Raw genomic sequence first — 15,976 nt, 5'->3', positions numbered from 1 at the left:
CCCCTTGAGCAATGGGCCATGGCCGGCTTACCTCGACGTCAGGTCGCCGCCAACAACCCCATCATTTCATCCCAAGTATCTCCTGGATGACGGCTTCAGCATCGTTGCTCAAGCTTTCTCCCTCCTCCGTGGTGTATAGACGATCGGGGAAATGTTGCTCGTACCAACTTTCTTTCTCCTTCCAATGCTCCTCGTACTCAGGTTGCGACAGCAACCCGAGGTGTTCCCAGTAGTATTCTTCCCCACCTACCTGAAGCGTAAAATCTGGCAGGTACATGGTTCCATCTGCTGCTTTAAGGGGCTTCTCGTACCAGAAGGTAATGTCACGCTCATGCAGCATATTGGCAATGATCACTTCCGACTTGCTGCGGACCATATCGCCGGTGAGAGCCTGGTGGATTTTCCCCGCCTCGTACCAGTCCGTTCTGTTTATGATTGCCTCTTTGACTGGCTGGAATTCAAACAACGAAGAATTGATGGTAGACAATGCAGACTGCTCAGGGCGCATCGCATTCACCACGGTTGAGACATCCTGCTCAACAAAGACCGTGCATTTTCGAGTTGCCCTGGTCAGTGCGGTATAGACCAACTCCATATACTGCGCCGAGTGGCTAGATTTCGGAAGAACGAAGTAGACATGGTCAAACTCGCTGCCTTGAGCCTTATGCACGGAGATTGCGTAGGCCAACTCTAAATTAGCTTCCGGTTTATCACTTGCTCTACCCGTGTAATTCACGCTAATGAATTCTTTGCCGGAAAACTGCACTGCAAATTCGGTGACCTTATAGTTAGGCGCTTTTATCTTTGACCATTTCCCAATGGGCACAACAGTTCCGATCTCACCATTGAAGATTTCAATGTCTGCGCGCTTTTGCCGTGTGATGAAATCAAACCCACGTAACGCTCTTGAACTCGGGCGATTTACGAACTGAATGACTTTATCGAAGAGGGTGATCCCATCAACCGCACCCTTCTTTAACCAATACTGACTCTTAAAGGCCTGCACGTTCTGGTTAATGGACTCAGTGCCGTAGAGTTCACCACGCACGGGACTCAAAATCTGGAAGCAATTGATATTGTCCTTTAGAGCATGCCCCCACTTTTGAGCGTCGGTCTTGTCTTGGTTGTCTTCCGTGGTCAAATCACGCGTGACGCGATTGATCAGTGTTTCTTGCAATGCCTCAGCATCGCTCCAATAGACAACGTCCAGATCCTCATCAATCTCGCCACCTTCATGCAGCTTCATTATCATCTGCTCGCGCTCAACAGAAGCTGCTTCGTTCTCCTCCCGGTCGCCTCGCACCGCGTCGTTGATAAACAGATTCGCGAGCGAGAGGATGCCGTGGCCTTTACCACTCACCCGACTCTCAAGCTGACGAAGGTTAGAAGTAAGCTCAACCAAGTGATCCGGATAATGAGCTCGCAGATGAGAGACGATGTCGGCGTAGAGCTTTCCCACGCCGATTGGCGGCAACTGGGCCGCATCCCCGACCAGAATCAATCGGCTGACCGCGCCCCAATCCAATGCCCGGAACAGCGCAGACATCAGGGACAGGTCAATCATTGAGGACTCATCAATAATCACGGTGCTGTAGTCCCCCAGGCGTTTACCCCCTGAGGATCGGAAGGTCATGTTGGGGTTCAACCAGCCGTACTTGGCCAGAATTGAATGAATCGTAGAGGTAAAGACCGGGTTTAAACCGTCTTCGGTTAGAAGACGCCGGATCCGGTCCGTCGCCTTTCCGGTCGGTGCAACTACCGCAACGCTCGAACCCTCTCCATATAGCTTATAGATCGCCTTGATCAAGGCCTTGATCACCGTGCTTTTCCCGGTGCCAGCCCCGCCAGTCACGGCTACAAAGCGTTTATTGATGATTCTCTGACAGGCCTTGATCTGCTGGGCGATCGCTTCCTCATATTCCTCACGAGCATTGGCAGCCAACGAACTCTCCTCCTGAAAAAGGACCTTTTTCCAGAAATCGTTACCAATGGGTCGTGGTAGATTAATATCCGATGCCGTCAGCAGCTGGCTTAACTCCTTTTCAACTTTGCGCTCGTTGTCCCAATTTTCTAAAGCATAGAGATAGACGACCCCATCTTCTGTTCGCTGGTAAATCGCCCCGTCGTAGAACTCTTTATCGACTCCCAGGTATTTATTGGTAATCAGATTTTGCTTCCATTCTGGCTGAGCCAGAATTCGTTTATTGACCTGATCGATCAGAACCGAAGCCGGCATAAAGGTCTGCTGGGTATTACCTCTGATGGTCTCCAGCAATAACGCCCGAATGCGTTCTTTGGAATTCTTTTTGAACAGCGGCGTGCCAGAAAGCTCAGGAGAAGGCAGCATGCCCCGATCAACCATGCTCCAACGAATCACGTCTCCGCCATCACTCCCCGTGTACTGCTCGGAGAGCAAGTAGGGATTCGCCTCCAGATCTTTAAGCTCAGCACTTATGCCATTCTTGAAACGATCTTCAGATAGGATTGCTTCTAATTGGTCTTTATTCAGCGCCACCCTGGAAAGCACGTTCAGCATTAGCGGTAGGTTGTCATCATGCTCAAGCGCGATGGTTCTACGAATCTCCTCCAGCTCATCCTCGTGCGGATGAAAAGCTGTGACATAGTCAATGTGGCCGGCCAGAAAATCGGAAACCTCCGAAAACGCCTTTTGTTCGTCCCCGCTCTCCACCATGGCCCTGAAGCCGCTGATGGCCTCTTCCAATCCCAGATATTCCAGAATGCCCGGCATCCCTGGGAAGGCGCCCCGACTTATCCAGAGTTCAGCGATTAAGCTTTCCAGCCACTGGATGCGTTGGTCCCAGTTTTCGCTGTCGTCCTGAACATCGTCGCGGACGATCCGTGCGGACTCTAAGAGCTGCTCGAGCAAGCCCAGCGCTTCGTCGTCACTGACAGGTTTCGTGGCATATTTGCAAAGCCACGTGTTCTCGGGGTAGGCGGCGAATTGCTGTAGAATATCCGGCTGATCCAGATACCGATGGTAGGGCAGGCGCAGCCCCTGTTCGGGATAATGCGATGTGATCCCGCGTTGCCACACAAAGCCCTTGTATTTTTCCAGTGTCCGTTCTGAACAGTTGTCATAGAAAATCGTGGGCGCAATCTCCTTGATCCGCGCCACCCCAACCAACACGTAAACGCGGTTTTCATCGTCACTCAGAGGGTTGGAATAGTTAGCGTAATAAAACACCAGGCTTTTATTGGGCTCGAAGCTTTGAAAGTGCGCTTCGGCATGCTCGAGGCGCTTATCGTAGTCAAACCCACCACCTGATTTTTTTACCCCCTCCTTGTTGTACATGGCCTCATAAGGCCAGGTACAGGCGGTTGCTGGAGGAATTTCCCAGTACCGGGTTTCAGTGTCGTCATTAAAAAAGTCCGGTGGATCAGCCAGTATCTCACAGCCTTCCTCCGCAAAGGCCGAGGCGCTGTACATGCAGGGGGGAGGTCTATCCAGCTCATTGAATTTTTTGCCCGCGTTGCGCTTTTCCCACTCCAAGTCACGTTGTTCGCGGATGAGCTCGCCAGGGTAAGACGCACAACCAACGCAGTATGTATTCTGAGCGGGGTTCTGGCAGATTCGCCCATTCCATCCGTCATTGTGCCAGGCAAGCCGCAATGTCATGTGTGTGGTCACGTCTCCACTCCTTCTGATCCGGCGTTAAACACCTCCCAAGCCACCCGATAGTCCTCTTCACGATCCGGCCGGAAAAACGGCGCCTTGTATTCCACGGTTCGCTCCACAGGGCCGCCGGGAAGGGTGTCGTCTATGTAGGTTTTGAACACGGAACCTTCGGTGAGGTGCTGGATGTCTCCCCAGCCTAATGCGATCTGGTCTTCCTGCCAGCCAAGCGCGTCGACACGGTAATGGGTGCCTTCCTTGAGTTCTTGCTTGTTGGCCTTGCGTGGCAGGCCCACGCCGACGAGACCCTTACTGGGGGTAAAAACAATGCGGCCGGCTTGGTCGTAGTAAGTCTCGGCTTCGTACTGGCGCATGACGGGAAACTGGACCCGGTAAATGGTGAGCAGCTCTTTCAGCGTGAGGCCAAGGGCCTGGGCTACCAGGACGTCGATTTCTACCAAGGCCTGACGCCGGGCATAATCTGCGCGAAGGGCGTTTCCACGCTGCCACTCGGGGGTCAGCTTGGCGAAGAAGTCCTGTGGCAGCGCGGCAATTGGTCCACCGATGGCCCAGCGTTGTTTGCGAAAGTCATCTTGCCAGTTGGATTGCCAGAGGTCGGCGTAGTGGTTCGTCACAGACGTTAGTGCCAAAACTCTGGATTTGATTGCATCTCCCTCGACAAGAGGAAAAGTTCGCAGTGTCGATTCGTATACATCCGCCTTACCAGTCGTTTTAAGGAAGAAGTCGGAAACCACTGAGTAACAAGCAGCTGCAAAACTTAGCAAATGCTCTGAATACCTAAATGTTGTGGAAAGCACAGGGTGGATATGCCCTACCTGTTTCGGAACAATGGACCCTATCAACGACCTTTCTGAAGATGCACCAAACATTCTACGGTTAACCCACCGATAATACTCCGTCACCAACCGCTCCTGATGCTCGTCCGCTTCCACCCAAGGCACGCGCGGGGTGCGGTCGCGGTAGGTACTGGGGTCGCAAGCAGGGACATAGTTGGTCCGCGGTAGGTAGTCATCCGGCAGGGTTTGCAAGTCGAGTTTATCGTACGCCTTGTTGGTGTCACACACTGCCCGGGGAGTGTTGTAGAAAGGAGTTCCTACAAAGAAATGGGGGCCGGAAAGTATCCACTGCTCCGAGGTTTGCGGGAAGCGGGTTTCTCGTTTGATAGTGCCATCCTGCTGAGCATTGGTTTCATGCCACATCTCCAGTGACAGGTATTGCCCTTTCAGATCCCCCAGCCGCCGTGGCTGCGCGGCGAATTTTTCCAGTACGTTGGTAAGCTGTCGGGCATGAAGTGCCGGCAGACGCGCTTCCAGGGCATCAGTGCCTGCCTCATCGTATAGCTGGGCGAATAGGGCCAACTCGTGCTGGCCAACCTCGATAATACGGTCGCGGTGGCCGTCGAAGTTCCACTTAACCTTTACACGGCCATCCGGCAGTTCCATTTCTTTTTTGATTCCTGGAACCTGACCTTCCCCATCATGTGAAAACGACTGATCAATTGTCCCGGGACTAAAAAGATTTGAAACATGCTTGAATTCTGCCTCATTGAGCGGCCCATGAACGTTGATGCTGAATAACGTCTGGTTATGTACTTCGGCAAAGAGCTTAGTTTCGTTGATGAACTGGAAATGCGCCCTCAAACGGGGGTATAGCTTTTGCCTAAATTTTCCGCCCTTGGGATCGTCGTAAACTCCCTCAGGGTGTAAAAACCCACTCACTCCCTGCCCATTCGCATTTGCCCAGGCCCGGGGTAGGAAGCATTTGTATAGGTTGGTCTGCACCCCTTTGAGCTGCGGATAGTTCTGGGTGGCGTTCAAGAACGCCTGCGAGCCTTCCGCTTCGGCCAGCTCAGCAAACCAGGCCTGCTTTAATTGCGGGCTGCGTTCAAACGCCGCTTCGCGCTGGTCGGTAAGCTGTTTGGCACTAAGTTTGTGTAGCACAAAGGCGGGGTTATAGTCACCCAGGATGCCTCCTTCCTGCCATTCCACCTTACGCCAAGGCGGATTGCCCAAGGTGATATCAAAACCGCCTCGGCTGGCGAAAACGTCAGCGAAGGCCAGTTCCCAGTGGAAAAAACGATACTTTTCACCGAGGTCATTTGCCACCTTCAGCGTTGCGAAGAAAGGGTTACGGAAGAGCTTTTCGAGGTTAAGCTCTCCACGCCGGTTACTCACCTCGCGAGCGGCTTTGGTTTCTTCACGCAGGGTAAGTTGGTGGTCTTCATCACCGAACAGATCCGTTTGCGGTTTGGCAAAGGGGTCCACCTCACTCTGATCACCATCTGGCTGAGTAGATGATTTGTTTGTTTTTTCCTCGTCAAATAGCGATTCCTGCTCCGGCGCGAACTCAAAAGTACCGGCGCTGTTAAGTATGGTGCTCAGGTCGAAGAGCCATTTCTGGCGATCAGGCAGTTGATCCACTTGGTCCAACGGCCAGAACCAGAGTGCGCACCAGTAATCCATGGCCAACTTAAGGCGGCGGTATGGGGAAGCAATACGGGCGTTGGTGTTGAAGATCCCGCTGGCCCGCAGATCGTCTTTGTCGCGGGTACTGGTGTGGTGTTCTTCTACGTTTCCCTGCCCCCAGAGTGCGTAAGCATCTTCCGTCCGTTGGCGGTGCTGGGCGAGCATCTGGGTGTGCTCCAGCCAAAGACGGTCAACCGCCTCACTGAGGCTCTGGAGTATAGAAATCTCCTCCTCATCCAAGGGGGCACAGAAATCTTTTTTCCAGTCTTTGATCGCTTTAAAGGCGTCGGGCCGAAGCTTCTTGGCAACCTTGTCGTTGTACCCGGCCATACCCGGGTCCGGAAGCAAGAAATGGTAGATCTCGCCCTCTCTGCGGCCGCCCTGTCCTGTTGGATCCAGCAAGGTTTCCGGGCTTAGGCGTCGCGGCGCATTGTTATACCAGTAGCCTTCCTTGGCCTGTTTTTTCAATGCGGTCTTGGGGTGTACTTCCCGCCGGGCGCCGATCAGGCTGTTACCTGGGAACAGCTGGTAGCCGAACCAGGGCACGTTGTGGCCACCGCTTAGGGCGTTCAGCCATAGAGAGACTTCGGCGAGTTCAACCGCGATGGGGTTCAAGTCCACCCCAAACACGTTGCGGTCCGCGATGTGCATTTTTACCCGCTGCAGTTCGCGCTGGTAGTCCTCATGAGGGATGCGTTCGCCCAGTTCCCGCTGCTTGCGGATAAGGTAAGCTTCAGCCAACTGGTTAACGGCTTCGTTCAAGAACGCGGCACTTCCCATTGCCGGTTCGCAGACCGTTAGATCGAGAATGTCATCCGCCTTTAAGTCCTCAGTGAGACGCTCTTTCAGCGTATATTTCACCAGGCTTTTGGTGAGGACTTCCGGGGTGTAATAGCTCGCACTCTTTTCCCGATCCCGCCCGGCCATGCGGTAGATGAACTTCCCTTTGGGGTGTACCCGTAAACTGAGCTTACCGTCGACCTTGTCGTAAACACGCCCCTCTTCGTCGAACTCTTCCAGCTGCTCACGTTTAACGAAATAGCCGGTTTCGAGTTCGTCGGGGTTGATGTTCTGGCCTTTAGGGGCAACTTCGTAAAGGTCTTCTGTGGCGAAGAAACCACGATAGCTCAGGAGGGCCTCATAGACCGCACCCAGCTGGTTAATACCCAGCTGGGTATAACTGACTCGGCCACGGCGCTTTTTGCCCTTCTGAGGACGCGTCAGAGACATGGACCGAATCACATGCTGAAGCGTTTCGTTGCTAAAGACCACTCGGTTGAGCAATGGGGTTTGGTCCGGATCAAACAGATGGCTGTCTAGCCCATCAATTGAGAACGCATTCGCCGTGCTCTCGCTGCCGTGATAATGGGTTGGCCGGTAGCCCTCATAAACCAGGCTGAACATGCGCTGCAGGCTTTCATGAAAGTAGTGGCCGTTGCGACTTTCGTCAGTGGTTAGGCGCACCATTTCGAGGTCGCGCAGGCTTTCCAAGCTGTAGCCCATCCTCCACGTTTCATCATTGGTGGGGAGATAGCCCAGCTCCGGGCGGGCCTCGATGTAAAACAGGAACAGGATGCGATACATATACCGCAGGCATTCCTTGGAAAGCTGGTCCGGATTCAGCGCCTTGCCTCCAGAGAAAATGCCTTCTTTGCGTTCCCGCGCCTGTTCGATGAGTTGCTCGGCCGCCTCATTGCCCAGCTCTTCGATGGCTTCGCGGAGCGCGTATTTGAGGTCTTCGGATACGGCGAAGGCGTGTTTGTGGCTGTTCTCGTCCAGGCTGTCGAGTCTGCACTGGCCCTCGTCCGGGGCCAGGCTTTCTCTATGCAGAAGCACCGCGGTAGCTTTCAGGGTTTTATCGTTACGGCGACCGAGGATTTCTTCCCAATCAAAACGCAACATCCGGTTTTGCGACCACTTGTAGCGGTCGATCAGGATGCCCTGGCGGTCGCTGATTAGGAGGACCCATCGCGGCGGGTTATCCTGGCGAAACACTGCTTGGTCCAGGATGCTGTACCAGTCTTTGTTTTTCAGTGTCTCGTGGTGAGGGCCCTCGCCGATGAACTGGCTGCTTTGCAATTTGAGAGAAAGCGGGTCTTCGCCTTCGTTGTCTGCATCCAGCGCACCCAGCACCCAGAGCTGATCGCCCAATGCACTGAGCACTGGCAGCTCGGTATTAGGGGCCACCTCCCGATTTTCAGGCTGATAGGGAATGCCCAATATTTCCATCAAATCTTTAAAGAAGGCACGCTGCAACTGAATGCGACCTTGCACACTACGCTCGGATTTAAGCTTCTGACGCAGGGCGAAGTAACTCTGGTTTAGATTCCGCAGCGCCCGGTGGGGTGTTATGTAATCACCGCCCTGCTCTTTAGCCTCTTCCTCTTGGCTTTCCCAGTTCTTTACGGTTTCGGCAAAGTCGCCCTCAAAGACCTCAGCGAGGTAGTGGGAGCTGAAGAATTCGTTGTCGTTGGTTAAACCAATAAAGGTCGCGGCGGTGTCTTGAACTGCCATGCTTATTCGTCCTGGTTAACCGTTGTCGCGAACAAAGGCGGCGATAATTTGAATGTAGGGCACTGGTTCTATGGTGTGGGTTTCGTGCACCCAGGTTTGGTACTCGTCAAAGACCTTTTCGATCCGGTTAAGTCGCTCTTCCCTTCTTGCCGATTTAAAGTGATCAGCCTGTCGGGAGCCTTCCAGCTGTAAATCCAACTGTTGAATTTGACGCTCCTTGAGGGCTTCAATCTTTGACAGCTGTTCCCGCAACTCCTGTTCTGTGGCGCTGACGTAAGCCTGTTGCCGCTGTTCCATCGCATCTTTCGCCGCTTCTATTACCGGTTTGCGCATATCTTCTAGGCCAGTGAGATTTCCTGGCTGGGCACGATTGGGCAATTGGCTGTCCAGTTGTATCTGTTGCAGCCATTCTTCGGCAGCTTGGAGACCGGTGACGCGACCGTTCTGGCACGTAATAGCGAACCATTCCCAGATCACTGGGTGGGCCTTTCGGTTTGGGATGAGGCCGCTGACCAGAAAAACGCTGTCATGCGGTTTTAGAGCTTGTTGTATGGTATTGGTATCTGGCAAAACCAAAACAGGCGCACTGTGGCGCGCCACCTGAGCCAGCAGCTTGTCCTGCAACCATAGAATGGCAGGGTGCTGGGGCCATAAGTAATGAAGCTTGGGCCACGCGTTTTCATCCTGCCGGCTACGGCGGATTTCCTCTTCAAAACGCTCTTTGTCCGCTGTTAGCACCAGATTGCCGTCATTCGGGCTGATTTCCGGTGGCAGAAAACGGAAACGGTATTCCAGGTCCTCCGGCGGTGTAAGAGTGATGGTTCTCCGGTCCTTGTTGACGGTAAAGTCCACCTGCTTACGGTCCCGATTAAGTGCTTGCAAGGCCTGGTGGGCAAACTCGAAGTCGCTCCCAAATAAGCTGTACCGTTCAACCGTATTTTCTTCGACCTCTACCTCACTCTTTGACTGAGCCGCTTCCGGATTGAGAAAAAGCGAGAGTAGATCATCGGCTTCATTGCTTTCGTCGGGTTGGTGTTGCTGATCGAAGACCTGCGCATCGGTCCCCGTAGCCATTGCTTCGGCTGTGAGGGATTCCTCCGCTTCGACATCGTGGACCTTCATGAAGGTGGCAGGGTCGCCAATGTTCCTATACGCCTGCTCATCCTTCTCCTTAAGGATTTCAAGAATGCGTTGGTCGCCGCGTACTTTCGGATTATCACTCTGGTTAATCAGGTAAGTGATGATCGGTGTCTGTTCCTGGCCATAGCGGTCCACCCGGCCGTTACGCTGTTGGAACACCATCAGCGACCAAGGCAGATCAAAGTGCACCACCCGATGCGAGAGGTAATGCAGGTTAATACCCTCACTCGCCACATCAGAACACACTAACACACGCAACTTGCTCTCCGGTTTGCCAAAGTCTTCAACGATTCCCTGTTGTTCCACATCGCTCATGCCCCCATGCAAAATGCGGATTTCCTCGTCTTTGAGCTTTAGGTCGGACTGCAAGTTGTCCTGTAACCAGTTCAGCGTTTCGATTCGTTCGCTGAAGATAACCAGTCGGTCGTGGGTGTTGGTTTTCTTCCAGCCGTAGTCTGAGCTCTTCAGGAGTTTTAGGAGTTCCCGGTATTTGTTGAAGTTGGCTGGGGTGACGTTGCTCAGTGCCGACTTAAGAGATTTCAGGGCTTCGATTTCCTGCTGCTCATCCTCGCTGGCCTCTTCTTTGTTCGCCAGTTTTCGGATGCGCTGCTCGACGGACGCCAGCGCAGCTGCCGGCGAGCTGAAAATGGATTTTTGAAGACCGATGCGCACCAACTGGCCATTCCTGGTCTCGTTATGTTCACCCCGATAGGTGAACGGCACATCCAACAGAGCGTCGTAAGCTGTTTCCTCTTCTCGGGAGGCCATTAAGTGGATATCTTTCACAACCCGTTCTTTGAACTCCTGCTGAACCTGGTCTCGGATATCTTTTTTAAACCGACGAATAACCAGACCTTTGTCGCGAAAATCTTCCTTGGCGTAGTCGTCTGGATCGCTGATCGCGGTTGGATCCAGCATATTCATCAAGCTTGCGAAGGAGCGTGCCTTACCGTCGTGCGGGGTTGCAGAGAGCATGATCAACGTATCTGATCGGCCCGCCAGCAACTGCGCCAGTTTCGCCCGCTGTGAACTGGTACCCCGTTGCGCCACGTTGTGTGCTTCGTCGATGACGATAATATCCCAGTAAGCTTGTTCTAGGTGACGGCGGTATTCGTTATCTTGCTTGAGAGTGTCGATAGAGATGATCGACTTATCGTAGTAATAGAATGGATTGTGATTACCCGGAATGTAGTTGCGCACCCGCTGCAGACCGGCAGAATCCAAACGAGTAAGAGGGATGGTGAACCGATTCCACAGTTCTTTCTGGAACTGGGTCATCATACTCTTGAGGGTGAGCACGAGAATGCGTTTACCGCGGCCACGGCGAATGAGCTCCGTCACCAGAATGCCGGCCTCGAGGGTTTTGCCCAAGCCGACGGCATCGGCAATCAAAATGCGTTGCCGGTTTTGCTTCAAGGCCTGAAGAGCGGGATCCAGCTGATAGGGCACCGGGTCCATGGCGGCTTTATGGCCAAGGTGAATGCGTCCATCTGCCGGAGTGATTTGTCGCAACTGGGTTTCAATGAACAAACGGCTTTTCTCAAAGCCTGGGGTCAAATCCTGTTCGAAGCGCGTTTCAGCTGGATCCAGAACACGGATAGCGTTGGCCTCTTCCTCGAGCCGCGTGAGAAAGCGGGCGCTTTTTCCATTTACCAGTTCGGAAAGCCCATCCACGGTAAGGATGTAACCGCCATCATCGGAGGGATCCGCCCTCCGGACAATCCATTCGCAATCTCGAATGACAACACGGGCGCCTGGAGCGTAAAGAGCTTGCATGCCTAGTCCTTGGGGCTGTAGCGACTTTCTATAATTAAAGGGGGACTGGGAAGTCATGATACCTTGTCACGAATCGCGGCTGGACGCCTCTGAAATCGCACATGCGCCACGCGGTACCAGCATTCGATTCCGTGACCGGATGAATAGAGCGAATCCGCGACAATATCCTCCTGAGGTAATCTGTTGGGTGCCCCAGACAATTCCACTTTACGAAGCCCGTCAGGGACTTCCACCTTTGGCAATACAAAATCAACCATCCAGTTCTCACCTACTCCCTGATCCTATGTTCATCCACTGGACACTGAATGCTGGACGATGGTTTAGCCTAGGCCCATAACCATCCGAGAACAGCACCAACGCCCCCGGAGGCTCCTTCTCCAATGCCTCAAAAACCGGCATAAAGTTTGTCCCACCCCCGGCTTCCACCTTCCAGTGTTTCAGTCGATGCAAGTCCTGCTCCGTCAGCACCTCATCCCGGCGTATGTCTGTATCAAACGTCAGTACCCTCAGCGTCACGCGTTCAAAGCTTTTCAGGATAGCGTGGAGCTCACTGAGAAACTGTGGCACCTGGGCAACGCAGCTTCCACTGGCGTCGATCCCGACTGCAAGGTTAATTGCTTCTCCCTGTCGGCTCGGCAGGTAAATTCCCCGATGGATGTGGCGCCGGTTGGGTCGGCTCCAGTTGTATTCTCCCTGAGCTGTTCTCTGAACAAATCGTAGTAGACGCGTCCGCCAATCGACAGTCGGATTGCGGATTTTATTCACATAAATCTTCAAGGCACCCGGCAGGTCACCATAGCCACTGCGACTCTGCTGCGCTGTGCTGATAAGGCGTTGGCGCCAGCGGTCAGCGTCACTGTGGTGAGGCGCTCTCGGTGCAAAGCCTGGATCCAGTTTGGGCCCGGCTGAATGGGCATGGATCTTGATAAGGTCATGCTCATCCAGAGTGTTGCCTTGGTTACGCCGGGGATCGGCTTCCAGACGGGTGTAGATCGTTTCGGCGGATTCCCCGGCAAATTCGGCATCGAATAATGCGTTATCCGGGCAGTGTCCGAGCATTTCCTTGAGAAGCTGGTTGATCTCGTAGTCCGTAGCGCGATTCCAACGGTTGTGGTCGCGGCCGAGCTGGCGGCGGAAATGACCCAGGGCGCAATGCCAGACTTCGTGGGCCAGGATAAAACGTTGGTCCTCCTCGCTACGGCGCTGCATAAACTCAGCGTTAAAGAACAGGGTTTCGCCATCCGTGCCAGCCGTGGGCAGGCGGTCGTCCACCACAGGTTGGAGGTTAAGGTTCATCAGCAGCTTGGCAGTGAACGGCTGGAGAGTCAGCAGCACCAGGCGCTCATCCTCGCACTGCTTCAGCATGCGCTTCTTCAGGGCTTGGTCCGCTTCAGTGAGGGTGCCCTGTGGAAGTGGTGTGGCTTCGCTGCTCATGCCGGATACCCGTCCGTATTGAGGTTTACATGGCGGCTGAATACGGCGCCGTGTTGTTGGCTCCACTGCGCAAAACGGCGGTGGCCCAGCAGGGTTTCGGCGCGTCGTTCCCGGCTGGAGGCGTTGGGTCCGTCCATCGCATCGAGCATGGCGAGGGTGGCAAAGTCCGAGGTCATGGCTTCGCTGATTCGGAAGAAGCCGTCCACGCGTTGTGGCTGCTGCTCTTTCGGCCCCTGCCAGAGGTATTGAGGCAGCGCCGTGGCGAAGGCATAGCGCTGGTCGGCACGCTCCGGGAACCGGGGCTCGGCCCGCCCCAGGAGCATGGCCTCTATATCCGGGAGGTCGCTTGACTGGCGACGGAAGGCCAGGAATTCGGTTCCGGCCCCCTGCCCTACCAGTCCCTGCACCATGAGGCTGAGGCTCTCCTCCGGGAGTCGGCTCGCACCATTAATGAGGCTCTGGGCAACCCGAGTCCAGCTGCGGGGGCTGGGCCAGCCCCGTTCCAGCTCGCCTTCCATGGAAAAGAAGCATTCCGGGCGGAAGCGCAGAAAGGCAATCACGTCCGGATGCAGGCCCTGGCGGGAGGCCCACTGGCACCAGGTCTCAAGCTCGGGTTCCAGTTCCAGGTGACAGAACCGGTTGGCCAGCGCGCTGGAGATGGTATGGGACACGGCGTGGTCCTCGCTGCGGTTACCGGCGCCAACCACCAGCCACTTGTCTGGCAGGCTGTAAAGGTCACCCAAGCGCCTATCCAGGATCATTTCATAGGCGGCCACCTGCATGGAGCGGTCGGCAGCGGTGAGCTCATCGAACAGAATAATCCCGCGACTTTCCGGGTCTCGCGGCCATTCACCGGCAATGAGCCAGTCCACATGATCGTCCTTGGGCACAGGCAGCCCGCGCAGATCCACAGGCTCACGCTGGGACAGGCGAATGTCGATAAATTGAATGCCCTGCTCGTGGCAGACGTCACGCACCAGGGTGCTCTTGCCCACGCCGGGCGGCCCCCAGAGCATTACCGGTGGGAGTTCGTGGGCCAGCTCGGGTTGCCCGTCCAGAAGAGCCACCTGATGGGTGAGGATCTGTTTGATTTGTTCGGGTGCGGCTGTTGTGGTCATTGGGCCTCCTGAATGGGTGAAGCGGGTTCCGGGGTCAGGGCCATTTGCAGGAATCTGCTGCGTACACGTCTGGGATTCGCGACGATACCGAAGGTCTCCTGGATCCACTGATCACTGGCGTAGGCCAGCCGGATCGCTCGCATTCGTATTTCCTTAGGCTGGCGCGCAAGGAGTCGCTCAAAGAGTTCCGCCAGCTTGGAAACCGTCAAACCGGCGGTCATCAGATCCAGAATGGCTTTGTGGGTTCTGTCATCGATCCTGTCGGTCTGCACCAGCCATTCGAGCCGTCGCGCCAGAGCACGGCCTTCAGCGCTTTGACTCAGTTCCCGGCTCAACGGGGCCTCGGCCATACCCTGCAGGGCCCGAGTCATGATTTGATGGTCGATGGGTTCAGCCTCGGCTCGGATGCCGTTGGTTACCAGGGCACTCAAGCAGGGAAGCGAGCGGCACTGATTCCCGAGGACGCTGGAATAATCCCTTGCCTCATCGCAGTGCACCCGGCAGCTTCGCCAGATGGCCAGATCCGCCTGCAGGCCTTCCTGGGCCAGGTCATCGGGCAGTGTCCAATCCCAGCGCTTGGTGGCCCGCGCGTATTCGCCTTTGGTCAGACCCAAAGACTTTTTGCGTTTTGAGCGTTTAAGCTGCCGCGCCAACAACTCCTGTCGGACACTCCAAACTTCAGCCGGATCCACACCTGCCTCGCACAGGCTCCGCAGTGCACGCAGGGCACTGACAACTTCACCACGCTTGTGGCGGTGTGCCAGCACCCGCAGCAATACGTTGACCTGGCTGTGGTCACCAGCGTGAACCGCCTCAAGGTGTCGGCTGAGCGTGGATTCATCCATGAACAACCGCGAGCTGGCCAGCAGCGAGTCCGGTACACTGCCGTGGCATTCGGTCGGCACACCCAGTGGCAGTTCCACAACCTTGAGCCGTTCGCAGTAATAGAGCGTCAAAGCCTTTGCCTGGGGGAAATGCAGTTCTTCGAGCTGTGGGCAGCGAAGAGTGGCCTCTGCCCATGCACCGGCAATGGTCAGGCGCCGGGTTGAGGGGCCCTGTTGGCGGAGCGTTATGTGCTGACCAACGCCGGAGACATACTCAAGCCGGCGCGCGTCCGACACGTCCAAAACCGTTTGCTCCGCGTTGCCGGTGATCGCGGTCAGCGCCGGGGCGTTCTGGATACGGACCCGTCCTGCGGTGTTGATCTGGATGTGCTGGAGCTGATCGCCGCCAAGCACCAGCCAGTCATCGCCCTCCTCAAGACGCAGCTTCTCGGTCTCATCGCCCTCATGACCGATCACGATTACCAGCCCGGCGCCCGGGCTCAGTCCCTCCACATCTGTAGGCGCTACGACTCGAACTCGCTGCCAGGGACGCGTGCCCCCGTCCCTTTCCATGAGAAACCGCGTTGTCTGCCAATCGGCATCGACCTGGGCCACCGCTCCCTCAATGTGAAGGTCGGCGGGTCGTTTAGCGTCAGCGAGGTGCAAAACGGCGCCGCTGTCGCATTCGGGCAGTTCAATGCGAGTGAGCGCAGGGGTGGCCTGCAGCATGAGATGCAGTGGGGCGTGCTCAGCCTTTTGCGTAATCCGAAGGGTTGTCAGTTCCGGCGCTCGGACCAAATCCAGCGCTTTGAGCCTGGGATGGCCCAAACGCAGTTCTCGTTCATGCCAGTCCTGAAGCCGGCATCCGCCGCTTGCATCCGGGCTGTACGCCTCGTAACTCGATCCACTCATGAGAAAACCTCCTCTGATGGATCCAGTATCGAGCAAGGATGCGACAGATAATGTCGCGACAAAAAACCGCCTGCCATGGGGTACTGATCGAAGGTGATTCCGTCAAAGTTGCAGCATTCGGGCTGGTGGCGATGGAAG

General features: G+C 55.2%; 6 protein-coding genes. All 6 read right to left on the bottom strand.

All coding sequences use genetic code 11. The features are described 5' to 3' along the window. Positions 1 to 61: 61 nt before the first annotated feature. A complete protein-coding gene (locus DES49_RS03320) occupies positions 62 to 3,649 on the bottom strand; it encodes an AAA family ATPase (RefSeq protein ID WP_133734939.1) in 3,588 nt (1,195 codons plus the stop codon). Then, on the bottom strand, positions 3,646 to 8,634 hold the full coding sequence (locus tag DES49_RS03315; RefSeq protein WP_133734938.1) for an Eco57I restriction-modification methylase domain-containing protein: 4,989 nt from the start codon (positions 8,632 to 8,634) through the stop codon (positions 3,646 to 3,648). Before DES49_RS03315 ends, DES49_RS03320 begins: the two co-directional genes overlap by 4 nt. A 15-nt stretch (positions 8,635 to 8,649) precedes the next feature. Then, positions 8,650 to 11,550, bottom strand: coding sequence for a DEAD/DEAH box helicase (locus tag DES49_RS03310; protein ID WP_133734937.1), 2,901 nt, complete (start codon positions 11,548 to 11,550; stop codon positions 8,650 to 8,652). 264 nt (positions 11,551 to 11,814) lie between these two features. After that, a complete protein-coding gene (locus DES49_RS03305) occupies positions 11,815 to 12,984 on the bottom strand; it encodes a vWA domain-containing protein (RefSeq protein WP_133734936.1) in 1,170 nt (389 codons plus the stop codon). Next, positions 12,981 to 14,102 carry an ATP-binding protein gene (locus DES49_RS03300; protein ID WP_133734935.1) on the bottom strand — a complete coding sequence of 374 codons (1,122 nt, stop codon included), beginning with the start codon at positions 14,100 to 14,102 and terminating at the stop codon, positions 12,981 to 12,983. The genes DES49_RS03305 and DES49_RS03300 overlap by 4 nt, the downstream gene beginning before the upstream one ends. Then, on the bottom strand, positions 14,099 to 15,838 hold the full coding sequence (locus DES49_RS03295; protein ID WP_133734934.1) for a hypothetical protein: 1,740 nt from the start codon (positions 15,836 to 15,838) through the stop codon (positions 14,099 to 14,101). Before DES49_RS03295 ends, DES49_RS03300 begins: the two co-directional genes overlap by 4 nt. Between the last annotated feature and the right edge of the window lie 138 nt (positions 15,839 to 15,976).

This window comes from Halospina denitrificans (genome assembly GCF_004364635.1).
In the GTDB taxonomy this organism is placed as follows: domain Bacteria; phylum Pseudomonadota; class Gammaproteobacteria; order Pseudomonadales; family Oleiphilaceae; genus Halospina; species Halospina denitrificans.
The sequence above is the reverse complement of the archived record's forward strand: the minus strand, read 5'-3'. Positions and strand labels throughout refer to the sequence as shown.

Bases quoted from the DNA above. Each gene is read 5' to 3' on its own strand.
- DES49_RS03295 (WP_133734934.1), bottom strand. From the start codon at position 15,838: ATGAGTGGATCGAGTTACGAGGCGTACAGCCCGGATGCAAGCGGCGGA.
- DES49_RS03305 (WP_133734936.1), bottom strand. From the start codon at position 12,984: ATGAGCAGCGAAGCCACACCACTTCCACAGGGCACCCTCACTGAAGCG.
- DES49_RS03300 (WP_133734935.1), bottom strand. From the start codon at position 14,102: ATGACCACAACAGCCGCACCCGAACAAATCAAACAGATCCTCACCCAT.
- DES49_RS03315 (WP_133734938.1), bottom strand. From the start codon at position 8,634: ATGGCAGTTCAAGACACCGCCGCGACCTTTATTGGTTTAACCAACGAC.
- DES49_RS03310 (WP_133734937.1), bottom strand. From the start codon at position 11,550: ATGCAAGCTCTTTACGCTCCAGGCGCCCGTGTTGTCATTCGAGATTGC.